Below are 23482 nucleotides of genomic sequence, written 5' to 3'. Positions count from 1 at the left end.
TCCTTCCGGCCTCAGCCGATGGGCACGCGGATTTCGGCAGTGAGGCCCGCCACCGTGCCATCGGCGTGGTGGCGATTGGCGATGCGCAGGCTGCCGCCATGCTGTTCGGCAATCGCGCGGGCCAGCGTCAGGCCCAGCCCCGCGCCGCCCGTTTCGCGGCTGCGCGAGGCTTCGCCCCGGCGGAAGGGTTCGAGCATTGCGCCGAGTTCATGGTCAGGAATGCCCGGCCCGTCATCATCCACGCGCAGCACGGCCATATTGCCTTCCCGCCGCAGGGAAACGCGGGCCTTGCCCCCGCCATAGCGCAGCGCATTGGCAACGAGATTGCGCAGGGCGCGGCGCAGCCAGGTTGCGCGGATCAGGGCGGGCAGGCGCCCGCCCTCGCCGAATTCCACATCCTCGCCCATATCCTCGAACTCCTCCACCACCGAAGCGGTGAGGGCGGCAAGGTCGGTATTTTCCGGCTGGTCCGAAGGGCGGCCTACCCGGGCGAGGGAGAGAATGTCGTCCAGCGTGCGGGTGATGTCCTCGATCGTGCCGGCCATGCGCCCACGCTCCACCGGGTCTTCGACCGATTCGATACGTACGCGCAAGGCGGCCAGCGGGGTCTTCAGATCGTGGCCTATCGCGCCGAGCATCACGTCCTTCTCGTCCAGCAGGGCGGCGATGCGGCCTTCCATTTCATTATGCGCCTCGATCAGGCGGCGCGTGTCTTCCGGCCCGGCAGGCTCCAGCTGGCCGTCGGTTTCCCGCGTGCGGGCGAATTGCTCCATCCGCCGGGTCAGTGCCGCCAGCGGACGGGTTATGCGACGCAGCAGCAAGGCAAGGCCGCCCACCAGCATGACGTAGATGATCATGGTCTGGGCGATGATCCCGCCCAACGCACCGGGTTCCCGCGCCGGATGGGGCATGCGGGCGACGGTCCATTCCTTCTCGCCCTTGCGCAGCAGCCCGGCCACGATCAGTCCCCGATCGACCCAGTCGGGCCGTCCACGCCACTTTTCCGTCTCCTGCAGGCGCTGCTGCACATAGGGATCGTCGCTCACCGCGCGGTTGGTCACCACCAGCTCGGCCGGTTCGATGCCCTGCCCAGCCAGAATCTCCCGCAGCAATGTCTCGCGATTGGTGTCACGCACTTCGCCGGAGCGCAGCGGGCTGACGGCGGTGTGCTCCACCCGCAGGCGTTGCCAGCGGCGGGGCCGTTCCCGTTCCTCGCCCGCCTCGGGCGGAACAGCCATCTGCGGCAGCGGATGGCGGGTTTCGGCAGAATCAGGCGGTGTGGGAGAGGGTGAGTGAGAGGATGGCGGGCGGTTGGGCCCGGCCTCCCGATAATCGAAGCGCGGTTCGGAAACGAGCTGGAAGGCCAGGCCATTGGCCACGCCGATCTGGCGGCGCTGTTCCGATGCGCGATACAGCAGCGCGGCGGAAAAGGCCTGCGCCACCAGCAGGGCCGCCGCCACGGCGAGCAGCATCTGGCCCAGCAGGCTGCGGGGGAAGAAGCGCAGCTTCACGCATTCGCCCCCGGCAGAGTGCGCCGCACATCGGCCGCCAGCACATAGCCGCCGCCGCGCACCGTCTGGATCAGGCGCGGTTCGCGCGCCTCATCCTCGATCTTGCGCCTCAGGCGGCTGACCTGATTGTCTACCGCACGGTCGAACAGATGGGCCTCGCGCCCCTGCACCATGTCCAGCAGCCGGTCACGATCCATCACCTGACGGGGATGATCGAGGAAGGCCACCAGCAGGCGGAATTCGGCGGAGGAAATGGGGATCACCACCCCTTGCGGATCGGTCAGCCGGCGCTTGACAGGATCGAGCTGCCAGCCTTCGAACTCATACAGCGCATCTTCCTGCGGGGCAGGGCCGCTGCGCACGGCGCGGCGCAGCACGCTCCTGATCCGGGCGACCAGCTCGCGCGGCTCGAAGGGTTTCACCACATAATCGTCGGCGCCGATTTCCAGCCCGACGATACGGTCCATCGCTTCGCCCTTGGCGGTCAGCAGGATGACGGGCAGCTCCTTCGCCTCGGTCAGATGGCGACAGAGCGAAAGCCCGTCCTCGCCGGGCATCATGATGTCCAGCAAGGCGAGATCGGGGGTCTGGTTGAGCAGGACGGTGCGCGCCTCTGCCGCGCTGGCGGCCTGCGTAACGGCAAAGCCCTGGCGGATGAGATATTCCGCCAGGGGTTCGCGCAGGGCCGGTTCGTCATCCACAAGCAGGATGCGGGTGGGTGCCGCATTCTCGCTGGTCATTTCGCCCCCTTTCATTGGCTCAATTGGCCGGTCGGCTGTCCGGTGCCCCGCGCATGTCGCGCCGCGCGGCCTTGCTTTCCTTGCGTTCTGCCCGGGAAATCGTGCCGTCGCCATCGCTATCCGCCTTGTCGAAGCGGGCAAGGGCAGCGGTATTGAATTCCTCGCGGGAGATCGCGCCGTCCTTGTTGGCGTCGACAGCCATCCGGTCCATCATCGGGCCGGGGCCGGCAAAGCCCATTCTCTTGCCCATACGCTTGCCGTCGCGCTTGCCATCGGGCTTTCCACCTTCACCGGCAGAGGGCGGAGGCGAGCCATCGCGGCCATGATGATCCATGCCCATGCGGGGGCCACCGGGGCCGCGCATGCCTCGGCCTTCAGGGCCGCCGGGGCGGGCGGCGGAGAATTCCTGGCGGCTCAGCTGGCCGTTGCCGTCCTTGTCGAGCTGGGCGAAGCGTTCGGCCCCGCGAGCTTCGCGATCCTTTGCATCGATTTTGCCGTCCTTGTTGACGTCCATCCGGGTGAACATGTCATCGGCATGCTTTGCAACATCGGCGCGAGTGGGTGGGGTCCGGGCCGAACGGGTCTGGGCATCGTCGGACTGGCCGGCGCCCGGCTGGGCGGTTGCGGGCTGAACAAGAGCAGCGCCGGTAATTGCCAGGGCCGCCGCCGAAAGGACGAGGGTAAATTTGCGCATCGCAGGGGCTCCATAGTCCGAAAAGTCGGAACAGAGGAACTGCGGGGCCCCGTGGGAGGGAGGGGACTGAAAAGGCCCCGCAGTCCATGAACCCCGTTCTACTCCCCGCTTGTCGCGCCTTTATGCCGGGAGAGGGCAATTTTGTCGCAAAATGTCGCGCTTCGGCGGGGCTGTTCATCGGCGTGCAAGCCGCTGGCCCTCCGCCTCCCGGATCGGCCTCAGCCTGGCTCAGCGCGGGCGGTGCTGCGTGCCCAGCCCGGCAGTGATGAACAGGCCGGTCGCCTCACCTTCAATATCCGCCGTGTGCCAGGTTCCGGCCGGGTTGACTGCATATTCGCCGGGTTCCAGCGCGATTTGTGCGAAGCCTCCTTCTTCCAGTTCCTGGATCAGCACCATCCTGCCGGAAATGCAGACGACCACTTCGTCGCCCGCCGGATGCATTTCCCAACCGGTCCAGTCTTCGGTGAAGCGGAACAGGGAGACCAGCCGCCCTTCGGCCCCATCGCCTTCATGCCGCCCGGAATAATCGGCATACCATTGCATCGCCCGCTCATCGCGCGGAAATTCCGGCTGCGGGATCGCGCTGGCGCCCTTGCCCAGATGGATCGGATTGGTTTCCAGCAGGTGCTTGGGCATGGCAGGCTTTCCTTTTCCTAAGCGGTCAGAGCGGGGCGCATTGTTCCTCCAGCCAGGTGAGCACTTCGCCTTCCAGCTGGGGTGCGATGACGTCCATGATGCGCGCGCAATAGGCGTTCCACCATGCGCGCTCTTCAAGGCTCAGCTGCGCCAGATCGATCAGATTGCGGTCGATGGGAACCAGAGTGAGCGTGTCGAAGCCCAGCCATGCCCCTTCCGCGCCGTGGATGTGGCGTTCTTCCACCACCACCAGATTTTCCACGCGGATGCCGTATTCGCCGGTCTTGTAATAGCCGGGCTCGTCCGAAAGGATCATGCCGGCCAGCAGCTCCTGCTCGCCGCCTGCCTGCCCGCCCCCACCTGAATATTTGGGCGGCTTTGCGATGCGCTGGGGGCCCTCATGCACGGACAGGAAGCTGCCCACGCCGTGGCCGGTGCCATGGGCGTAATCGAGCCCCACCTTCCACAGGAACTGGCGCGCCAAAGTGTCGAGCTGGCTGCCAGTGGTTCCGGTGGGGAAGGTCTGAGTAGCCAGCGCCAGATTGCCGCGCAGCACGCGGGTGAAGCGGTCCTTCACTTCTGCCGGGGCCTCGCCGGGGCCGATCCAGACGGTGCGGGTAATGTCGGTGGTGCCATCGGGATATTGCCCGCCCGAATCGACCAGATAGACGCTGCCCGGCTCCAGCCTGCGATTGGTTTCCTCGCTCACCCGGTAATGGACGATGGCCCCGTTGGGCCCCGCGCCCGATATGGTGTCGAAGGAAAGGTCACGCAGATCGCCGCATTCGCGCCGGAACTGGTGCAGTGCCTCCGCCGCCGAGATTTCGGTGACAGTGCCCTTGGGCCCTTCCACCGACAGCCAGTGGAGGAAGCGGGTCACCGCCGCGCCATCGCGGGCCTGAGCGGCGCGGTGGCCGGCCAGCTCCACGGGGTTCTTGATCGCCTTGGGCAGCACGCAGGGATCGCCCGTCTCGACCACGACCGCGCCGGCATTGTCGAGCGCGGCAAAGATGCCCGCCACGCAATTGGTGGGATCGGCCGCCACGCGCTTGCCGTGCAGTTCTTCCAGCGCGGAAACGAAGTCCGTCTTGTCGCGCAGGCGCACCGCATTGCCCAGATGGGCGACCAGTTCGGGCGTGACCTTTTCGGGCGCGATGAACAGGTCGGCCGTGCCGTCCGCATGGGCGACCACATAGGACAGAGTCACCGGCGTGCGCTCCACGTCGGTGCCGCGGATGTTGAGCAGCCAGGCGACGGAATCGAGCGCGGCGATCACCGCTGCGTCGAGGCCGTAGGTCTTGAGCCATTCGCCCAGCTCGGCGCGCTTTTCGGCGCTGGGCTTGCCGGAATAGGAATCTTCATGGACGAGGGCGGGGGCGAGCGAGGGCTCGGGCCGGTCCTGCCACACGGAATCCACCGGATTGCTGTCCACCGCGACGAGCCTGCCGCCCTTGGGCGCCAGCGCGCGGGCCACGGCCTCGGCCCAGCCCTTGGAATGGAGCCAGGCATCATAGCCGATCACGGCCCCGTCCGGCGCATGTTCGCCCAGCCATCTGGCGGGGCTGGTTTCGGGCACGCCCTGATAGTCCCAATGGGCGCCATCCACCTGATCGCGCACCTGCAAGGTGTAGCGGCCATCGACGAAGATCGCTGCCTTGTCATTGAGGACCACCGCCGTGCCCGCCGATCCGCCAAAGCCGGTCAGCCATTCCAGCCTCTGGGCATAGGCGCCGACATATTCGCTCATATGTTCGTCACTGATCGGCACCACGAAGCCATCGAGCCCGCGTGAGGCGAGTTCCTTCCTCAGGGCGGTGAGACGGGCTTCATGTGTTTGCATCAGCATTGCTTGCGGTCCTTTCCGCACCAACATAGGGCGGGATCATGGCCGATACCACACCCGCAACCACTGCCGCCCCGAACCTTGCCCCGCCCGTCGCGGCAAAGAAGCCCCAATCCGTCACGCATCACGGCGTCACCGTGGCTGACGATTACGCATGGCTGCGCGATCCCCTCTATCCGGAAGTGACCGACAAGGAGGTGCTCGCCCATCTGGAGGCCGAGAATGCGTGGTTCGAAGCGCGGATGAAACCGCACCAGCCCCTGATCGACCGCCTGTTCACCGAAATGCGCGCCCGCATCAAGGAAGCGGACAAGTCCGTGCCGCAGAAGGATGGAAACTGGCTCTACTGGATCGAGTTCGAGGAAGGGGCCGAATACAAGAAGTGGTGGCGCCGCCCCCTGGGCGCGCCCGACGATGGCAGCGCGGACGAGCTGATTCTGGATGAAGTCGCGCTGGCGGGCGATCTGGAATATTTCCGCCTCGGCGCATTGTCGGTCAGCCAGAACGGCATGATGCTGGCCTATGCGGTGGACGATAACGGGTCCGAACGCTTCACCGTGCGGATCAAGGATCTGGCGACCGGCGAATTGCTGCCCGACACGATCCCCGGCACGCTTTCCTCGCTGGTATGGGTCGCGGGCGACAAGGGCCTGATCTATTCGCTGGCGAACGAACAGTGGCGCACCGACAATGTCCGCCTGCACTGGCTGGGCCAGCCGCTGGAACAGGATGTGGAGCTTTATCACGAGGATGATGAAGGCTTCCGCGTCGGCTCCGGCCTGTCGGCAAACGAGAAATGGGTGATCATTTCCGCAGGCGACCATGAAACCAGCGAGGCCCGGCTGATCCCGGCGGACGATCCGCTGGCCACGCCGATTCTGGTGAAGGCCCGGCAGGTGGGCGTCGAATATGATCTGGACGAGCGGGACGGCACGCTGTTCATCCACACCAACGACACGCATGAGAATTTCCGCCTCGCCACCGCGCCGCTCAGCGATCCGGGCAACTGGACCACTCTGATCGAAGGGTCCGACGATTTCTACCTGACCGGGGTGGATCTGTTCCGCGATTTCTACGTGATCGAAGGCCGCCTTGCCGGGCTCGATCAGGTGCAGGTGCGCTATTACGACGATCCCGCCCGGATCGAGCCGATCACTTTCCCCGAAGCGAGCTATGTCGCCGGGCTGGGCGACAATCCCGAATGGGCGATGGACACGCTCCGCCTCTCCTATGAAAGCATGGTCAGCCCGCGCTCGGTCTATGATTATTCCGTGGCGGATCGCAGCATGGACCTGCTCAAGGTGCAGGAAATCCCTTCCGGCTACGATGCCACGCTCTATGCGACCGAGCGGCTGGAGATTGCCGCGCGCGACGGCACGAAGATCCCGGTCAGCGTGGTCTATCGCAAGGATCGCGTCCAAATGAATGCGGGGAGCCCCGGCCCGCTGCATCTTTACGGCTATGGCGCCTATGGCATTTCGATCGAGCCGGGCTTCTCCACCACGCGGCTCAGCCTGGTGGATCGCGGCTTTGCCTATGCCATCGCCCATATTCGCGGCGGGGACGATCTGGGCCGCGCCTGGTACAAGGCGGGCAAGCTGGAACGGCGGACCAACACATTCAACGATTTCGTGGATGTGGCGCAGGGCCTGATCGCCCACGGCTTTACCGAGGCAGGGCGGATCAGCATTTCCGGCGGGTCGGCAGGCGGCGAACTGATGGGCGCGGTGGTCAATTCGGACCCCGGCCTGTGGGGCGCGGTGGTGGCGCATGTGCCCTTCGTGGACGTGCTGGCGACCATGCTCGACGCCTCCCTGCCGCTGACGCCGGGCGAATGGCCCGAATGGGGCAACCCGATCGAGGACCATGCCGCGTTCGAGCTGATCCGCAGCTATTCGCCCTACGATCAGGTGAAGGCGCAGGCCTATCCGCCGATCATGGTGACGGCCGGCCTCAACGATCCGCGCGTGACCTATTGGGAACCGGCCAAATGGGTGGCCAAGCTGCGTGAGCTGAAGACCGATTCCAACGAGCTGATCCTCAAGACCAATATGGGCGCTGGCCATGGCGGCAAGTCCGGCCGGTTCGAGAGCCTGAAGGAAACGGCGGAGGAATTCGCCTTCATCCTGTGGCAATTGGGGGTGGCGGAATAGCGTTCTTCATCCGCTCATGCTGAGCCTGTCGAAACATGCGCGCCACGGCCGCCTTGATGCTGGCCAACGCGCATATCCCCTTCGGCTGTCTGCTTGCAGCAGCCGCTCAGGACATGCTTCGACAAGCTCAGGACGAACGGGCGTCTGGTTCGGGAACCCCAAATGAGCAACTCCTTCACTCTCACCTTCACCGCCGGGCCGGAACACATCGATTTCAACGGCCATGTGAACAATATGGTGTGGCTGCAATGGGTGCAGGACATCGCCACGGCCCATTGGGAAGCGGTCGCCCCGGCGGAGCATCAGGCGCGCTATGTCTGGTTCGTGACCCGGCACGAGATCGATTATCGCGGCAATATCGTGGAGGGGGAGGAAGTGACGGCGCGCACTTTCATTCCCGATCCGCCGCAGGGCGCGCGCTTCCTGCGCTGCGTGGATTTCACCAATGCGGCGGGCAAGCCCATCGTGCAGGTGCGATCGATCTGGGCGATGATCGACAAGGCCACCGGCCGCCCCCAGCGCATCACGCCGGAGATTTCCGGCCCCTTCATGGAAGAATGATCGCAGCCTGATCCCCGCCCGCACCGGGCTGCACCGGGCCGGGTCGGGGGCCGAGTGGGTCAGTCGCGTCAGGCGCGTTCGCTGCGTGCGGGCCTCGCGGCCGGGCTGCTGCGCCTGTCCTGCTTGCGCCGCTCGGTTGCGCGGCGTTCCTTGCCGTGGGTGTTGAACAGGGTCAGCTTTTCCCCGATGGTCCGGTTGCGGCCCGCCTGCTTGGCTTCGTAAAGCAGCTTGTCGGCGCGCGAATAGAGATCCTTGAAGGAACTGGCCGCCATTGCGGCGGGCGGGCCTTCCACCAGCCCCATGCTGGCCGTGACCAGCCGGTCCAGCCCCGGAACTTCCTGGGCAATATGGCGCGGCAGCATCTGGCGCCGCTGTTCAGCCCGGGCGCGCGCATTGGGGCCGCGCAGCAGAATCAGAAATTCCTCGCCCCCCAGCCGCATCACCAGCGTATCTTCGTTCGGCGAGAGGCCCCGGGCGACGGCGCGCAGCACCTCGTCCCCCACGGCGTGGCCATAGCGATCGTTGATGGCCTTGAAGTGATCGAGGTCCAGCAAGGCATAAGTGCCGAAGCCTTCCTCGCACAATTCGCGAAAGCGCGGTTCGATGGCACGGCGGTTCAGCAAGCCGGTCAACGGATCGTGCTCGGCCAGCGTTTCCAGCACCTGTGCCCGCGTGCGTGCGCTGTCGCGCTGTTCGCGGAATGACATCATGCGGTCTGCCACACCCATGGCCGAAATGACCACTTCGACCACCAGCGCGACATAGAGCAATTCGTCGATCAGCGAAGGCGCGCCGTAAAAGCCCAGCCCACGCAGGATCCGCTCCGCCCCCAGCACCAGGATCGGGGACCATGCCACGAGGATGAATTTGACCGACCGGCTGCGGCGCCGCAGCGCCTCGATCATGGCGAAGATATAGACCGCCAGCGCGGGCAGGAAGCCGAGCGAATAGAGCTGATGCGAGCGATAATCGAGGAAAGGCGGGTGCAGCGTGATGATGCCGGGCACCAGCAGCACGATCAGGCTGGCCACGCGCAAGGCATTGCGCGTGAAGGGAGACAGTGCCTGTTCCTCCAGAAAGTCCGCCAGGAACAGCCCCGCCAGCGCCGCCATCAGTGCCAGGGAAAAACCGTTGATCTTGGCGAGAGTGACGACGTTCAGATCGGCGAACAGAACGATCAGGCCGGTGAAACTGATCACATAGCCCATCATCGCCACCACCAGAGCGGCATGCCACAGCACGAAGCGCTGGCGCAGCACGGCATAGAGCGCGAGATCGAAGATCAGCGGGGCGAACAGCATCCCGGCGAGTATGCCGAACATCACCAGCTTGACGATGGGCCAGTCGCCCGCCGCCGGATCGCTGGAAAGCCGCGCATCGGAAAGCACAGCCGCGTTCCATGGCCGCTCCACCCGCACCACTAATGCCACCGTATCGGCATCGATCGGGGGGAGCCTTGCGGAAAAGACGGAGCGCCCCGCGCGCGGCGTCACCTCATCAGGGGAAAGGCCCAGCGCCTGCGTGGTGCCGTCGGCCTGCACGGCAAAGATGCTCAGCCGGTCGAACTTGGTCACGCGGGTGACCAGCATCACCGGCACGCCCTGGCCGCGCCATTCGCTTGCGTCGAAACGCAGCCAGCCAGCGGGCAGGGGATCTTTCCAATGGATGGAATTGCAGGTCCACGCCGCGGGATCGGCGGCCAGTTCGGCATAGGTCGTGTCGATCGGGCTGAAGGCGTGGCAGGTGGGCTGGATCGCGCCTGGCAGATCCTCGTCCGCGAAAGCGGGCCCTGCGCAGGCTAGCGCCACGAGCATCGCAAGCCATGCGAGCATCCGGGTAATGTAACGTGGCGCCATCAAAACGCGCGCTATCCGTTAGAAGTTAACCTCAAGCTAAGCATGCGGCGAAAGGAGCGCGCCCTGCCCGAGCGCACTCAATTTCGCAGGCGCAATCCTTCAATATTTGTCGAACAATTTCAGATCGATGGACTCGCCCACGGCTTTCAGCCCGGCATCGCTGCCATGCAGATGGTCACCCATATGATAGCCGTCGCGCATTTTCTGCGGATCGGCCGGATCGGCAAAGGCAGTGTCGAACCGCACGAGTCCATCGAAGGCCCCGCTGGTGAGAATCCACTGATTGATCTTCTCGCGCGCGGCCTCGCCCTCTTCGGTCCAGTAGCTCGCGCCCTTGTAGGGGCCGATGGGCGATCCGATCACCTTGATGCCCTTCTGATGGGCCCGCTCGATGATCTGCATGTAGCCCGCGATCATCTGCTCCACCGTGATCTGCGGCTGGTCCAGCCCCGGCAACTGCGGCCCGCCGCGATTGCCGAAGCGGTTGCCGATGTCGTTCACCCCTTCGAACAGGATCAGATATTTCACATTGGGCAGGCTCAGCACATCCTCGTCGAACCGGGCCAGCGCCGCCTCGCCCATACCGGGGCTGAGGATGCGATTGCCGCTGATCGCCGCATTGGCCACGGCCCAGTCCTTGCCCGCTTCCTGAAGGCGATGGGCCAGAATATCAGGCCAGCGGCGATTGGCCCCCGGAGTGGAGCCCACCCCGTCGGTAATCGAATCGCCAAAGGCCACGATGGTGCCCAGCGCATCGGGGGAATCCACTTCCACCGCGCTCAGAAAGGCGCGGAACTGGGCCTTGGAGGCAGGCTCGAACGGCTTGCCGACGTGATTGCCCGGCGGGGAAACGGCCAGCTCGTCCATCCCGGTAAGGTGGCAGGTGCAGGGGCCGGTCGGCTTGGGCAGGTAGAATTCCACTTTCACCCGCGCCAGATCGGGCAGGTCCAGTTGCACCGCGTCGCTGGCGAAAGGCGCGCCGCGCGGGATTACCGCGCCAGCTTCGCCGCCGAAAGTGAGCATGCGCGATGTGCCGGGCACTTCCTTGCCCGCATCGTCGATCCGCACGATCCGCGCCGCGCCGATTTCCAGCTGAGCCGGGCCATAGCGGTTGGAGAAGCGCAGCCGCACGCTGCTGCCGCCCTCGCTCAGCCGCAGGATCTGGCTCAGCGTGACATTGTCATAGGATGCGGCGGCAAAGGGCCCTTCGGTGCCGAGCGGCGCGTGCGGGGCTGCCGCCCAGCTGGCCACCCATTCGGCCTGAGCCGGCGCGGCGGCGGCAAGGCACAATGCGGCGGCGGCCAGGCCCACGCCGTTCAATCCGGTAAAACGCATCCCCCAACTCCTTCCACTCATGCGGATTTTCCACATCATGGATTGGAGCGGGGGGAATGCGCAAGCTGCCTTTTCGCTCAGCCGCGATAGACCCAGTAATCCGGGCCGAAGCGTGCTTCCAGATCCACCAGGCATTCGCGGTGAATCTCGCGTACGCGCTCGGGCGTCATATATTCCGCCGGGTCGATCTCCTCGATGGTGAGGGTGGACTTGTCCTCATAGAGATGCTCGCCCGTCAGCAGCGCCCGCTCATTATAGGGCCAGATGAAGGCCTGCCGGCTGGAGACGAGATAGAGCCCGTCCTCCTTGTCCGCCTTGATGCCGATCTTGGCCAGTTCCGCGCCGGTGGACATCTGGTGGAACCACATTTCGTCTGCAATGCCCCAATCGGCCACGGCCACCTTGTCGCCGCTGTTCCACAGCACGATGTCGCCGATGGCCGAATAGAAATCATAGACGCCCTGCTTGCCGTGGACCTGCACGGGATTGTCGCCCCAGCAGACGTGATAGACCGGATCGTCCGCCATCATGTCGTCAGCGGTGATTTCCTTGAACATCGCCGCGCCCTCCAGATGCACGTGGCGGCAGTAATTGAGCAGGATCGCGCGGTGCAGCGGGTTGTCCGTCCGCTCGATCAGCTCGAGCGTGGGGTTCATGCAGTCATAGACTTCCTGTTCGTATTTGCTGGCCATGGCCTCTCTCCGATCTGTTTGCGTCAGCTTGTGCCACGCATGGCCGCCTGCCCGCTAGGAGCGAGGCGCAGAAACGGTGTGACGGCAGCGCAAGCGCGGCCAGAGGCGTCGTCCCCGCACCTGACCCGGGACCGCTGGAGGCCGGCGCGCCCCGGCCAGGGATTCGGGCCAGAGCGATCCCGGCCAGCGATCCCGGCCAAAGCACTTCCAGCAGGCGCCGGGATGACGATGGAGGCCTCAGTCGGCGGCGGCGCGCTCGATCCGGGCAATCGCGGCTTCCAGCGATTTTACCCGTTCCGCCCCGGCAAAGCGCGGCTCGGCCTTGGCCAGCGTTTCCCACACTTGCGGGCGCATGTCGCACAGGATCACCCGCGTCCCCCGCTCCTTCGCCTGGCGCACGAAGGTTTCGAGCACGGAAAGGCCGGAGGAATCCATATAGGGCGCCCGGTCCAGCCGCAGGATCACCGCACGCGGCACCTGGCCGATGCGGGTCAGCGTATCGAGCATGTCCCCCGCCACGCCGAAGAACATCGGCCCGGCGATGCGGAACACTTCCACGCCCTGCGGCAAGGCGGCGCGCTGGCTCGGGTCTTCCACGCTCTGGTCTTCGGCCAGAACGCCGGTGGCATTGGCCATGCGCGCCATGAACAGCAGCGAGGCGAGCGTCACGCCCACGCCGATCGCCACGGTCAAATCCACCAGCACGGTCAGGCCGAAAGTGAGCAGCAGCAGGGTGCGCTCCCCCACATCCATGCGCAGCAGCATGCGGAAGCGTTCCACCTCGCTCATGCCCCAGGCCACGATCAGCAGGATGGCGGCCAGCGCGGGCATCGGCACATAGGCCACCAGCCCGCCGGCCACCAGCAGCACCACCAGCAGGGCGAAGGAATGGAAAATCCCCGCCATGGGCGTCTGCGCGCCCGCGCGGATATTGGTGGCGGTGCGCGCGATGGCCCCGGTGGCGGGCAATCCGCCGAACAGGGCGGAGGCGAGATTGGCCACGCCCTGCCCCACCAGTTCCTGATTGGGGCGGTGCTTGTATCCGGTCATCCCGTCAGCCACAACGGCCGAAAGCAGCGCCTCGATCCCGGCAAGGAAGGCGATGGTGAAAGCCGAAGGCAGCACGTCGCGCAGCATGGGCAGAGTAAAGCTCGGCATTTCCGGCATAGGCAGGCTGGTGGGCATGTCGGGGAAGCGCGCGCCCACTGTCTCCACCGGCAGGCCGAACAGCAGCACCGCCAGCGAAGCCACTGCGATGGCGATCAGATATCCCGGCAGCTTGGGATTGATCCGCTTGAGCAGCAGGATCACCGCCAGCGATCCCGCGCCCACCGCAAGGGCAAACCAGTTGGTAGTGCCGATGGCGGAAAGGTAGGCTTCCCATTTGCCGAGGAATTCGGCCGGCACCTCGCCTGCCTGCAAGCCAAGGAAATCCCCGATCTGGCTGGAGGCGATGATCACCGCGATCCCCGCGGTAAAGCCCGTCACCACCGGCATGGGCACGAAGCGCATCAGCTGGCCCAGCCGGGCATAGCCGGCCACGATCAGGATGATGCCCGCCAAAATGGTCGCCAGCACCAGCCCGGAATAACCATGCTGCGCGATCACGCCTGCGATCACCACCACGAAGGCCCCGGTCGGCCCGCCCACCTGCACGCGCGATCCGCCCAGGATTGAGATGAAGAAGCCCGCGACCACGGCCGTCACCAGCCCCTTGTCGGGCGATGCCCCGCTGGCGATGGCCAGCGCCATGGACAAAGGCAGGGCGACGATGGCGACGGTGAGCCCCGCCATGGCGTCTGCCCGCAGGCGTGCGGCGGTGTAGCCTTCGCGGAAGGCGGTGATCAGTTTGGGGGTGAATGCCGGGGGAAGTGCCATCATTCGTGCCTTGGCTTGCCCGTGGGGGCGGGAGGATTCCTTGGGTCAGGAGCGGGTTGCGGCGCCTGCTTATCATACAGCAACGAGGCATCCGCGCCCGAGGATGCCCCGGCCATGGTCTCGCGCAGGCGAACGCCCCGGCCGATCCCGGCGCTGGGCGAATGTTCGCCGATGATCTCGATCCCGGCTTTTTCCAGCCCGCCGATCACCTTGACGAGCGTATCCACCGTGCCGCGCACCTGCCCCTCACTCGCTTCCATCCGCTGGATGGTGGGCAAGGAGACGCCGGCCAGTTCGGCCAGCTGCTTCTGGTCGATCCCGAGGAGCGCGCGGGCGGCGCGAATCTGCTGGGCAGTGATCATATATGCATCCTGATGCTTGAAACATCAATATAGGGTGCATGTATAGCAGAACAACCGATTTGTCTATCAGAGGGGATGAGCCTTTGTCCTTACACTCTATGCGTCATCCCGGGCTTGACCCGGGATCGCTGTGAGCTTGGCGCGCGGTGAATTGGGTGCCCGGCGGCCAGCGATCCCGGCGTGCGCCGGGATGACGGAGGAGGCAGGCCTCATCATCTAGTGTCACCCCGGACTAGTTCCGGGGTCCAGCTTTCTGGAAGTAATAGCGGGATCCCGGGTCAGGCCCGGGATGACGAATGATGAACCATTGGCACTCCACCTTGACATTACGAACCATTTGGGTTATATGGCCCAGCAGTGACGGGTTGCGGGGGCGGTAGCGCTTCGCTCCTCTCCCGCGCCGGGTCGGCGCTGTCTGCAGAGCCGGGCCAGATGGACAGGGTGGATGTCAACGCCCTGTCCGGCCCGCTGGACCAGCGCCCGCAACAGATGCGTGGCCGGATGATGTTTCGCCCCAGAGGAACATCTCCGCTCAAGGGAGGGCCTACTTGCGAGCCCTACGCCTTCCCCGCCATGCACACAGGGCCGAGCAGACAAGTTTGCCGCGATACTTCGCCTGCCATTCGCATATCAAACAACGCGCAAACGCACCGCTCGCCAGAGCGGGCGCCTGACAGCACCGGCCCGGCCCCGTCCGTTCGGTTGTCTCACCACCGGCGTCAGCCCGCATTCGCCAGCGGAGGGATCGGTGTGTCTGCGCCATGCGAACGCCGGGATCGCTGGGCATCCCCTGCTGGATGAAGATGTAGAGGGTTTCACGCGGAGACGCGGGGGCGCGGAGAGGGTGCGGCTGGGCCCGTTCCCTCCGCGCCTCCGCGTCTCCGCGTGAGTATTCTGGGTTCGCGCAAAGAGCGCAAAGGCCGCTGAGGGTGTAGCGCCTGCCTCTATACCTCGTCATTCCCGCCCTTCGACGCCGCCTGCGGCGTCGAAGGGCGGGAATGACGAGGGTTGGGGAGGTTGCGCAGCCCCGGACGGCCAAGATCAAAGCGGGTTCCCGTCCCGGTCCCGGAAGATTTCGCGCCGGCCGACATGGTTGGCCGGGCCGACCAGCCCGTCTTCCTCCATGCGCTCGATCCATTTGGCGGCGGTGTTGTAACCCACGCCCATCTGGCGTTGCAGCCACGAACCGGAAGCCTTCTGGTTCTCGATCACGATCTGGCAGGCCTGGCGATATTTGCGCTCTTCCGGATTGTCGGAGGCGGTCAGGTCGTCCTCGAAGCCGAAGCCGCTGTCTTCCGTTTCCTCGGTCACGGCGTCGATATAATCGGGCTTGCCCTGCTTGCGCCAATGTTCGGCCACGGCTTCCACTTCCTCGTCGCTCACGAAGGGGCCGTGGACGCGGGTCAGGGCGCCGCTGGAAGGCTTGAACAGCATGTCGCCCTTGCCCAGCAATTGTTCCGCGCCCTGTTCGCCCAGGATGGTGCGGCTGTCGATGCGGCTGGTGACGTTGAAGCTGATGCGGGTGGGCAGGTTCGCCTTGATGACGCCGGTGATGACGTCCACCGAAGGGCGCTGCGTGGCCATGATCAGGTGGATGCCCGCCGCGCGGCTCTTCTGCGAAAGCCGCTGGATCAGCACTTCGATTTCCTTGCCGACCGTGACCATGAGGTCCGCCAGCTCGTCCACGATCAGCACGATCATGGGCAGGGTTTCGTAATCGAGCTGTTCTTCCTCGAACAATTCCTCGCCCGTATCGGGATCGAAGCCGATCTGCACCCGGCGGCCCAGCGGCTTGCCCTTGGCGATGGCGGAAGTGACGCGTTCGTTGAAGCCGTTCAAATTACGCGCGCCGATGGAGGACATCATGCGATAGCGCCGCTCCATCTCCTCAACCGCCCATTTCAGCGCGCGGATCGACTTGTGCGGCTCGGTCACCACGGGGGCCAGCAGGTGCGGAATATCGTCGTAGCTTTTCAGCTCCAGCACCTTGGGATCGATCAGGATCATGCGCAATTCGCGCGGCGTGAAGCGATAGAGCAGCGACAGCAGGATGCAGTTGAGCCCCACCGACTTGCCCGAGCCGGTGGTGCCCGCCACCAGCAGGTGAGGCATGGAGGCAAGGTCCGCCACGATGGGTTCGCCCGCAATATCCTTGCCCAGGATGATCGGCAGCATGCCCTTGTGCCCGGCAAAGGCTTCGGACGCGGCGAGTTCCTTCAGCGCCACGGTCTGCCGATCGGTATTGGGCAGTTCGATGCCCATCACCGTCTTGCCGGGGATGGAGGAAACGCGCGCGCTGATCGCGCTCATATTGCGGGCAATATCCTCGGCCAGGCCGATCACGCGGCTGGCCTTGATGCCGGCGGCCGGTTCCAGCTCGTACATCGTCACTACCGGGCCGGTGCGCACGGCAGTGATTTCGCCCTTCACGTTGAAATCGTCGAGCACGTTTTCCAGCAGGCGCGCATTGCGTTCCAGCGCCAGCTTGTCGACCTTGGGCGCGCTGTTTGGCGGCGGGTCTTCCAGTAGGTCCAGGCTGGGCAGTTCGAATTCGTCGAACAGATCCTTCTGCCGCTTGCCCGGGCTGCTGATCGCCGCAGGCTTGGGCGGGGCGGAAGGATCGGCAATTTCGGGCGGCTTGCGGTCGGGATTGTCCGCCACCGGCGTGGGGCGCGGCTCTGCGCGAGGGGCTTTCTCGGGCTTTTCGCGCTTGGGCACGAAGGGCAGAGAATCGGCGCTGGGCAGCGAAGGCGCGCGCTTCAGCGAAGCGGGAATGGTCAGCAGCGCGGCCCAGTCCACCGCGAAGACACGGCCCACCAGCACGGCCCCGCCCACCAGGCAGACGAGGCCCATGCCCAGAATTGCCCAGCCCTGCGCCGCTTCCGGCAACAGGGACGCCAGCGCCTCGATCCCCGCCTTGCCGAACAGGCCCGCAATGCCGCCCAGCGAGGCGGGAAGGCTGCCCCCGGCGGAAGTGAAGGTCAGCGACAGCACCGTGGAAAGCAGCACCATGGCGAAGACCAGCAGCGCCACCGCGCTCCACCAGCGGATGCCGTGCGGCGTATCTTCTTCCTCATCCGCATCGCGCCACAGCTTGCGAGCGAAGGCATAGAGCAGCGGAATGAACAGGACGGAGACGAAGCCGAACAGGAACAGCCCCCGCTCCGCCGCCCAGGCCCCCGCGCTGCCCATCCAGTTGAGCGGCGGGCCGCCCGCAGCGGTGGAGGCGGAAGGATCGGTCTGGTGATAGGAGGCCAGCGACAGCGTATAGAACAGCATCGCCGCCAGCAGCACCAGCGCGCCCGAAAGCTGCAACGCACGGCGCAGTGAGCGCCGGAATGCTGCGCGCCAATCGGCCTGCGGTGCCTTCCCTGCCGGGCGGCTAGCCATGAATATTCCCCTTTGGTTCCGAAAAGCGAGAATCGCAGAGTCGGGACTCCGGGTCAAGAATGGTGGGCCCGGTCGCGCGGGGATGACGAGAAAGGAGAGAAAGCTCAGGACAATCCATCAATCGCGGCCCAGCGCTTCCAGCCGAGGCGCCTGGCCTTCCTCCGGTCCATCCCGCCCAGCGCGATCACCGGCGCTTTCGCATGGCGCGCCAGCAGGCGGAAGCGCAAGGGGCCGAGGCTCTTGCCGCCGGGGTGGGAGCGTGTGGGGAAGGCGGGCGAGAGCAGCAGGCCATCGGCGCCGAGCAGATTGGCCGCGCCGATCTCGCTCAGCGAATGGACGGTCGCCAGCCGCAAATGTCGCCGCCGGGGCCACAGGGAACGCGGCGCACCGTAAATGCCGCCTGCCCCCCATTCCGTGGCGGTGAGGGCGGAATCGGCCAGCACCGTCACGATCCCGCGTGCCCGCGCGATGCGGGCGAGCTGGCGGAAGCGGGCAATCCGCTCGGGCGGTTCAAGATGATAATGGCGGTAGATGAAGCCCGATCCGCGCGGCAGGCGTCCAAGCGCCGCTTCCAGCCCGGCATCGTTGCGGGCATCGGAGATCAGCCACAGATGCGGCAGGGTCTGGCGCGTCACCATCAGGGCGCTATAGGCGCGGCATGGACCATGCTTCAACTCCGCTGGAAACCGTCCGTGCCGGTATCGCCAAAGCTGCGAGCATCGCCGGGCGCAAAGCCGAAGACATCACCCTGATCGCCATCAGCAAGACGCATGATGCCGAAACGATCCTGCCGCTGATCGAGCAGGGCCAGCGCGTGTTCGGCGAAAACCGCGTGCAGGAAGCGCAAGGCAAATGGCCCGCGCTGAAGCATCGCTTCCCCGACATTGAACTGCATCTGGTGGGCCAGCTCCAGTCCAACAAGGCTGACGATGCCGTGGAACTGTTCGACTGCATCCATTCGGTCGACCGGCCCAGCCTCGTTACCGCCCTCGCCAGGGCGATGGAGAAGGCGGGGCGCAGGCTGCCCTGCTTCATCCAGGTGAATATCGGCGAGGAAGAGCAGAAAGGCGGCTGCGCGATTGCCGATCTGCCCGCCCTGCTCGAACAGGCGCGCGCGGCGGGCCTGCCGGTGGCGGGCCTCATGTGCGTGCCGCCCGCCGATATCGAGCCTGCGCCCTTCTTCGCCTTCCTCGCCAAGCTGGTGGCGGATAACGGGCTGGAAAAGCTGAGCATGGGCATGAGCGGCGATTACGAAACCGCGATCAGGCTGGGCGCCACTCATGTGCGCGTGGGCAGCGCCTTGTTCGGAGCGCGGGGGTAAGCGGCCCCCGCTTTACGCCTCCACCTTCTCCGCCATGGCCTGCGCATCGTCGCTGGCCGCGGCGAGCAGGGCCTCCTCGATCGCGGCGAGTCGGTCGGTAGAAGTGATCTTTCCGCCCAGCAGATCGGTGACGTAGAACGTATCGGCCGCGCGCTCGCCATAATTGGTGATGTGGGCCGAATAGACCATCAGCCTGCTTTCGAAGAGCGAGCGGGCAAGGCGGTTGAGCAGGGCCGGCCGGTCGCGCGCATTTACTTCGATCACGGTGAAGCGGCCTGACGCCTTGTTGTCGATGAACACGCGCGGGCGCACTTCGAAACTGGCGGCGCGGGCATGGGTCAGCGGGCGCTTGGCCAGCTGCGGCACCAGTTCGATGCGGTTGGCCAGTGAATCCTCGATTGCGGTGGCCAGCCGGGCGAGCTGCGAATCCTCGCTGAAGGGGCGGCCCAGCGGATCCTGCACCAGGAAATTGTCCACCGCCTTGCCTACGCGAGTGGTGTGGATGCGCGCATCGATGATGTTGCCGCCCGCCAGGCTGATCGCCCCTGCGATGCGATAGAACAGGCCGGGGTGGTCGTCCGAAATCACGGTGACCAGCGTGGCCCCGCGCGCGGCGTAATATTCGCAATGGATCGAAAGCCGCCGCTGCTGCTGCTTGGCCTCGGCATATTGCCGCAGATTCATGGCGATGATGTCCGCCGGTTCGGCGATCCAGTAGGAATCGTCGAAACGGTCGTCCAGTTCTTCCATCACATGGGCCTGCGCACCCAGTTCGGCGGCCACATCCTCGCGCTTGCGGGCGACGCGCTCGTTCCGGCCGCTGCTGACATGGCCCAGCCGCAGCGCCTCTTCGGCGGCGGCGTATAACTGGGTGAGCAGCTGGCGTTTCCAGCTGTTCCAGATGCCGGGGCCCACCGCGCGGATATCCACGATGGTGAGCATGGTGAGCAGGCGCAACCGCTCCAGGCTCTGCACCTCGGTCACGAAATCGGCGATGGCCTTGGGATCGGAAAGATCGCGCTTGAAGGCGGTCGCGCTCATCAGCAGATGCCAGCGCACCAGCCAGGCGACCAGTTCCGTCTCATCCTCGTTCAGCCCAAGGCGCGGGCAGAGCTTTTCCGCCACTTCCGCGCCCAGGATCGAATGATCCCCCGCGCGGCCCTTGGCGATGTCATGCAGCAGCACCGAAACATACAGCGCATTGCGCGACTGGATCTGCGGGAACAGCTCTGTGGCCAGCGGATGATCGGTGCGCAATTCGCTCCGTTCGATCCGGGCCAGCAGGCCGATGGCGCGGATCGTGTGCTCGTCCACCGTGTAATGGTGATACATGTCGAACTGCATCTGCGCATTGACCCGGCCGAAATCCGGCACGAAGCGGCCGAAGACGCCCGCCTCGTTCATCCAGCGCAGCACCGTTTCCGGATCGCGCCGCCCGGCCAGCGTCTTCAGGAACAGGGCATTGGCGCGCGGATCGTTGCGCACATCGTCCCGGATCAGCGTGGCATCGCGCGCGGCCATGCGCATGGTGGCGGGGTGGATTTCCAGCCCTTCCTCCTCCGCGATCTGGAATATCTCGATCAGCCGCACCGGATCGTCGCGGAACCAGTCATCCCCCTGCGCGGCGATGCGCCCGCCGAACACCTTGTAGCCGCGCACCGAGCGGGCACGGGCGCGGAAGCCCGCCAGCAGCCCGCGCGGCGTCTTGCGAGCGAACTGCTCGTCCAGCTGGGCCAGGAAGATGCCCGAAAGGCTGCCCACCCGCTTCGCCTGCAGGAAGTAATATTGCATGAAGCGTTCCACCGCGCTCTTGCCCGGACGGTCCGCAAACTGCATCCGGCGGGCGACTTCGCGCTGGAGGTCGAAAGTCAGCCGGTCTTCCGCGCGATTGGTGATGGTGTGCAGATGTGACCTGACCGCCAGGAAGAAGCCCTCGGCCCGGCGGAAGGCGCGATATTCGGCGCGGGTGAACAGGCCCACTTCCACCAGTTCGGCCGCGCTCTTCACCTTGTGGATATATTTGCCGATCCAGTAGAGCGTCTGCAGATCCCGCAGCCCGCCCTTGCCTTCCTTCACATTGGGTTCGACGACATAGCGGCTGTTGCCCAGGCGCTTGTGCCGCTCGTTCCGCTCGGCCAGCTTCTCGGTCACGAATTGCCGCTCCGTGCCGGCGACAACATCGGCGAAGAAACGCGCGCTGGCTTCCTCGTACAGTTCCTGATCGCCCCACAGATAGCGGCCTTCCAGCATGGCGGTGCGGATCGTCAGATCGCCGCGCGCCATGCGCACCATATCATCCACCGAGCGGCTGGAATGGCCGACTTTCAGCCCCAGATCCCACAGCAGATAGAGCAGCGCCTCGATCACCTGTTCGCACCAGGCGGTCTGCTTGCCGGGCGTCAGGAAGGCGATGTCGATATCGGAATGCGGCGCCATTTCGGCCCGGCCATAGCCACCCACCGCCATGATGCTCAGCCGCTCGCCCGAGCTGCGATTATTGACCGGATAGAGATCGGTGACGACGTGATCGTGCATCACCCGGATGATCTGATCCATCAGGAAGGCGAAGCCGGTAGTGATCTCGTGCCCGGCGGAAGGTTTCTCCGCCAGTCGCCTTGTCAGCTCCGCCCGCCCATCGGCCATGGCGCCGCGCAGCAGCTCCACCACGCGTTTGCGCGATTTGGTGCCGCCGTCCTGCGCCACAGCCTCCGCGATGTCTGCTGCCAGCTTGCGGCGATCCAGCACCGCGCGTTGATTGGGGATTCTGATTGCGCTCACTCGCCTTCAATTAGGGCGAGATATTTTTCGCGCAACGCACGCTTGTCCACTTTTGCGGTGCCGAGGCGCGGAAGATGCCCTTCGGCACGCCACATGCGGGCGGGAATCTTGAACGGGGCGAGGTGCTCCGCCAGAAATTCCCGCAAGTCCTCGCAGGTCAGGCCATGACCCGGCTTGGCGAGCCAGACCGCCGCGGGAATCTCTCCGAAGCGTTCGTCCGGCAGGCCGAAAACGGAACATTCGGCAATATCGGGATGGGCGTAGATCGCCTGTTCCACCTCGATGCAGGAAATGTTCTCGCCCCCACGGATTATGATGTCCTTCTTGCGGTCGACGACGAACAAATAGCCGTCCTCGTCGAGATAGCCGAGGTCCCCGGTGAGGAAATAGCCATCCTCGCGCAAGGCGGCGCGGGTCGCCTCCGGATCGTTCCAATAGCCGGTGAAATTGCAGATCGAGCGGATCGCCACTTCGCCCACCTCGCCCTGCGGCAGCTTTTCGCCATCGGGGCCGAAGATCGCCAGATCCACCAGCGGCAGGCTGGCCGGGCCGGTGCTGCCGGGCTTGGTGAGGTAATTCTCGTTGAAATTGCCGCAGCCCACGGCATTCGTCTCGGTCAGGCCATAACCGATGATGGGGAAGCCCGCTGGCAGGCTGGCGCGGATGCGCTGGACGTGATCGGCCGGGCGCGGTGCGCCGCCCGCAGCGAAATTGGTGCAGCTCGAAAGATCGAACCGGCCCCGTTCGGGATGAGTGGCCAGTTCGATGCTCATCAGCGGCACGCCCACGAAATAGGTCACTTTCTCGGCCTCGATCAGGCGCATCGCCTCCAGCACATCCCATTTGGGCAATATCACCAGCCGCCGCCCCAGCGCGAAGCTCTGGAGGAAAACGGGCACTTCGCCGGTCACATGGAACAGCGGCACTGCCACCAGCGAGGCGGAAGGATGGCGCGGAGCCTCCCCCCGGCTGGTCATATGGCCATAGACCATCAGCGATTGCGCCGCGAAATTCAGAGTTGCCTGCACGACCGAGCGATGATCGGAAAGGGCGCCCTTCGATCTGCCGGTGGAGCCGGATGTGAAGAGAACGGATGCGTGATCCTCCGGGCCGATTGTGGGCAGCGGCGTTTCCGCGCCGCCGCCCTCCGCCATGATTGCTGCAAAGCCTTCCGCCGGACGGGAACCATGGGTGAAGACCAGCACTTTCACCCCCGGCTTGCGATCATCCAGCCGCGCGGCGCGCTGGGGATCGGCCAGCACAAGGTTGCACTGGGCCAGAGCAATCGCGTCGGCCAGTTCCTCCCCGGTGGAAAAGCCGTTGAGCAAGGTGGCGCAGCCGCCAGCCAGCAGCACCGCCATATAGGCCGCGGCCCAATTGGCGGAATTGCGCGCCGCGATGCCCACCCGGTCCCCCTTGCGCACCCCGTGGCCCGCCACCAGAGCCCCGGCCAGCGCGCGAGCGGCGGCCAGCGTCTCGGCAAAACTCAGCCGGATGTCGCCATCCACCAGAAAGGTGGTTTCGCCATGCTGCGCGCAATAATGCGCGAAATAGGCCGGAAGATTGGGCGGGGCATTGCGGAAGAGCGGCAGCTGCGTGCCGAAACGCTCGATCGTGGTGAGTTCCAGCGGTCCGCCCGGTGCAAGGATTGCATCCAGGCGCTGCTTCAGGCTGCGATCCATTTCGCTCGGCATCGGCACCTCTCATCGGGGGTTCAGGTCCCCCGTTCCAC

At 65.4% G+C, this 23482-nt stretch carries 17 protein-coding genes; 3 read left to right on the top strand and 14 right to left on the bottom strand.

The features are described from left to right. Nucleotides 1–11: 11 nt before the first annotated feature. From H0274_RS09700 to H0274_RS09680, 5 genes are all read right to left on the bottom strand, one after another. Nucleotides 12–1511 carry a sensor histidine kinase gene (locus H0274_RS09700; protein ID WP_319018219.1) on the bottom strand — a complete coding sequence of 500 codons (1500 nt, stop codon included), beginning with the start codon at nt 1509–1511 and terminating at the stop codon, nt 12–14. Further along, nucleotides 1508–2251: a response regulator gene (locus tag H0274_RS09695; protein ID WP_226795087.1), complete on the bottom strand. Its 744-nt coding sequence runs from the start codon at nt 2249–2251 to the stop codon at nt 1508–1510. The genes H0274_RS09700 and H0274_RS09695 overlap by 4 nt, the downstream gene beginning before the upstream one ends. 19 nt (nt 2252–2270) lie before the next feature. Beyond that, the gene (locus H0274_RS09690) at nt 2271–2945 is read right to left on the bottom strand and encodes an EF-hand domain-containing protein (RefSeq protein ID WP_226795085.1); all 675 of its coding nucleotides are present in this window, start codon (nt 2943–2945) and stop codon (nt 2271–2273) included. Between the two features lie 228 nt (nt 2946–3173). Beyond that, nucleotides 3174–3581 (bottom strand): cupin domain-containing protein, encoded by a 408-nt coding sequence (locus H0274_RS09685; protein ID WP_226795083.1) that lies wholly within the window; start codon nt 3579–3581, stop codon nt 3174–3176. Nucleotides 3582–3606: 25 nt separating this feature from the next. Beyond that, a complete protein-coding gene (locus H0274_RS09680; protein ID WP_226795697.1) occupies nt 3607–5421 on the bottom strand; it encodes an aminopeptidase P family protein in 1815 nt (604 codons plus the stop codon). Nucleotides 5422–5465: 44 nt separating this feature from the next. Here H0274_RS09680 and H0274_RS09675 point away from each other — a divergent pair, with 44 nt between their 5' ends. After that, on the top strand, nt 5466–7577 hold the full coding sequence (locus H0274_RS09675; protein WP_226795081.1) for a S9 family peptidase: 2112 nt from the start codon (nt 5466–5468) through the stop codon (nt 7575–7577). A gap of 162 nt (nt 7578–7739) precedes the next feature. Then, on the top strand, nt 7740–8138 hold the full coding sequence (locus H0274_RS09670; protein ID WP_413463474.1) for an acyl-CoA thioesterase: 399 nt from the start codon (nt 7740–7742) through the stop codon (nt 8136–8138). Nucleotides 8139–8206: 68 nt separating this feature from the next. On the opposite strand, the gene H0274_RS09665 is transcribed toward H0274_RS09670, so the two are convergent. The 7 genes from H0274_RS09665 to H0274_RS09635 all read right to left on the bottom strand — a co-directional run bounded on the left by H0274_RS09665 (nt 8207) and on the right by H0274_RS09635 (nt 18289). Then, a complete protein-coding gene (locus H0274_RS09665; protein ID WP_226795076.1) occupies nt 8207–9994 on the bottom strand; it encodes a sensor domain-containing diguanylate cyclase in 1788 nt (595 codons plus the stop codon). Nucleotides 9995–10093: 99 nt separating this feature from the next. After that, the gene (locus tag H0274_RS09660; RefSeq protein ID WP_226795073.1) at nt 10094–11329 is read right to left on the bottom strand and encodes an SGNH/GDSL hydrolase family protein; all 1236 of its coding nucleotides are present in this window, start codon (nt 11327–11329) and stop codon (nt 10094–10096) included. A gap of 77 nt (nt 11330–11406) precedes the next feature. Beyond that, nucleotides 11407–12021, bottom strand: a complete 615-nt coding sequence (locus H0274_RS09655; RefSeq protein WP_226795070.1) for a hypothetical protein — start codon at nt 12019–12021, stop codon at nt 11407–11409. A 237-nt stretch (nt 12022–12258) separates the two neighbouring features. After that, nucleotides 12259–13899 carry a SulP family inorganic anion transporter gene (locus H0274_RS09650; RefSeq protein ID WP_226795068.1) on the bottom strand — a complete coding sequence of 547 codons (1641 nt, stop codon included), beginning with the start codon at nt 13897–13899 and terminating at the stop codon, nt 12259–12261. Continuing rightward, nucleotides 13899–14261 (bottom strand): helix-turn-helix domain-containing protein, encoded by a 363-nt coding sequence (locus tag H0274_RS09645; protein ID WP_226795065.1) that lies wholly within the window; start codon nt 14259–14261, stop codon nt 13899–13901. Before H0274_RS09645 ends, H0274_RS09650 begins: the two co-directional genes overlap by 1 nt. A 1041-nt stretch (nt 14262–15302) precedes the next feature. Beyond that, nucleotides 15303–17651, bottom strand: a complete 2349-nt coding sequence (locus tag H0274_RS09640; RefSeq protein ID WP_226795062.1) for a DNA translocase FtsK — start codon at nt 17649–17651, stop codon at nt 15303–15305. Between the two features lie 104 nt (nt 17652–17755). Beyond that, a complete protein-coding gene (locus H0274_RS09635) occupies nt 17756–18289 on the bottom strand; it encodes a thiamine phosphate synthase (RefSeq protein WP_226795059.1) in 534 nt (177 codons plus the stop codon). A 20-nt stretch (nt 18290–18309) separates the two neighbouring features. On the opposite strand from H0274_RS09635, the gene H0274_RS09630 reads away from it, so the two are divergent. Beyond that, nucleotides 18310–18972 carry a YggS family pyridoxal phosphate-dependent enzyme gene (locus H0274_RS09630; RefSeq protein WP_226795056.1) on the top strand — a complete coding sequence of 221 codons (663 nt, stop codon included), beginning with the start codon at nt 18310–18312 and terminating at the stop codon, nt 18970–18972. A 12-nt stretch (nt 18973–18984) separates the two neighbouring features. Here H0274_RS09630 and H0274_RS09625 read toward each other — a convergent pair whose 3' ends face one another. Beyond that, entirely contained in the window at nt 18985–21750 is a 2766-nt protein-coding gene (locus H0274_RS09625; protein WP_226795053.1) for a [protein-PII] uridylyltransferase, read from the bottom strand. Next, on the bottom strand, nt 21747–23444 hold the full coding sequence (locus H0274_RS09620) for a class I adenylate-forming enzyme family protein (protein WP_226795050.1): 1698 nt from the start codon (nt 23442–23444) through the stop codon (nt 21747–21749). The genes H0274_RS09625 and H0274_RS09620 overlap by 4 nt, the downstream gene beginning before the upstream one ends. Nucleotides 23445–23482 lie beyond the last annotated feature (38 nt).

The sequence above is a fragment of the Fulverythrobacter ferritrahens genome (genome assembly GCF_020539485.1).
Classification (GTDB): domain Bacteria; phylum Pseudomonadota; class Alphaproteobacteria; order Sphingomonadales; family Sphingomonadaceae; genus Andeanibacterium; species Andeanibacterium ferritrahens.
Note: the sequence above shows the minus strand (reverse complement) of the source record. Positions and strands in the feature narration are given on the sequence as shown.

Excerpts from the sequence above, each read along its gene's own strand:
- H0274_RS09695 (WP_226795087.1), bottom strand. The coding sequence starts at position 2,251 with ATGACCAGCGAGAATGCGGCACCCACCCGCATCCTGCTTGTGGATGAC.
- H0274_RS09690 (WP_226795085.1), bottom strand. The coding sequence starts at position 2,945 with ATGCGCAAATTTACCCTCGTCCTTTCGGCGGCGGCCCTGGCAATTACC.
- H0274_RS09685 (WP_226795083.1), bottom strand. The coding sequence starts at position 3,581 with ATGCCCAAGCACCTGCTGGAAACCAATCCGATCCATCTGGGCAAGGGC.
- H0274_RS09680 (WP_226795697.1), bottom strand. The coding sequence starts at position 5,421 with ATGCAAACACATGAAGCCCGTCTCACCGCCCTGAGGAAGGAACTCGCC.
- H0274_RS09675 (WP_226795081.1), top strand. The coding sequence starts at position 5,466 with ATGGCCGATACCACACCCGCAACCACTGCCGCCCCGAACCTTGCCCCG.
- H0274_RS09670 (WP_413463474.1), top strand. The coding sequence starts at position 7,740 with ATGAGCAACTCCTTCACTCTCACCTTCACCGCCGGGCCGGAACACATC.
- H0274_RS09665 (WP_226795076.1), bottom strand. The coding sequence starts at position 9,994 with ATGGCGCCACGTTACATTACCCGGATGCTCGCATGGCTTGCGATGCTC.
- H0274_RS09660 (WP_226795073.1), bottom strand. The coding sequence starts at position 11,329 with ATGCGTTTTACCGGATTGAACGGCGTGGGCCTGGCCGCCGCCGCATTG.
- H0274_RS09655 (WP_226795070.1), bottom strand. The coding sequence starts at position 12,021 with ATGGCCAGCAAATACGAACAGGAAGTCTATGACTGCATGAACCCCACG.
- H0274_RS09650 (WP_226795068.1), bottom strand. The coding sequence starts at position 13,899 with ATGGCACTTCCCCCGGCATTCACCCCCAAACTGATCACCGCCTTCCGC.
- H0274_RS09645 (WP_226795065.1), bottom strand. The coding sequence starts at position 14,261 with ATGATCACTGCCCAGCAGATTCGCGCCGCCCGCGCGCTCCTCGGGATC.
- H0274_RS09640 (WP_226795062.1), bottom strand. The coding sequence starts at position 17,651 with ATGGCTAGCCGCCCGGCAGGGAAGGCACCGCAGGCCGATTGGCGCGCA.
- H0274_RS09635 (WP_226795059.1), bottom strand. The coding sequence starts at position 18,289 with ATGGTGACGCGCCAGACCCTGCCGCATCTGTGGCTGATCTCCGATGCC.
- H0274_RS09630 (WP_226795056.1), top strand. The coding sequence starts at position 18,310 with ATGGACCATGCTTCAACTCCGCTGGAAACCGTCCGTGCCGGTATCGCC.
- H0274_RS09620 (WP_226795050.1), bottom strand. The coding sequence starts at position 23,444 with ATGCCGAGCGAAATGGATCGCAGCCTGAAGCAGCGCCTGGATGCAATC.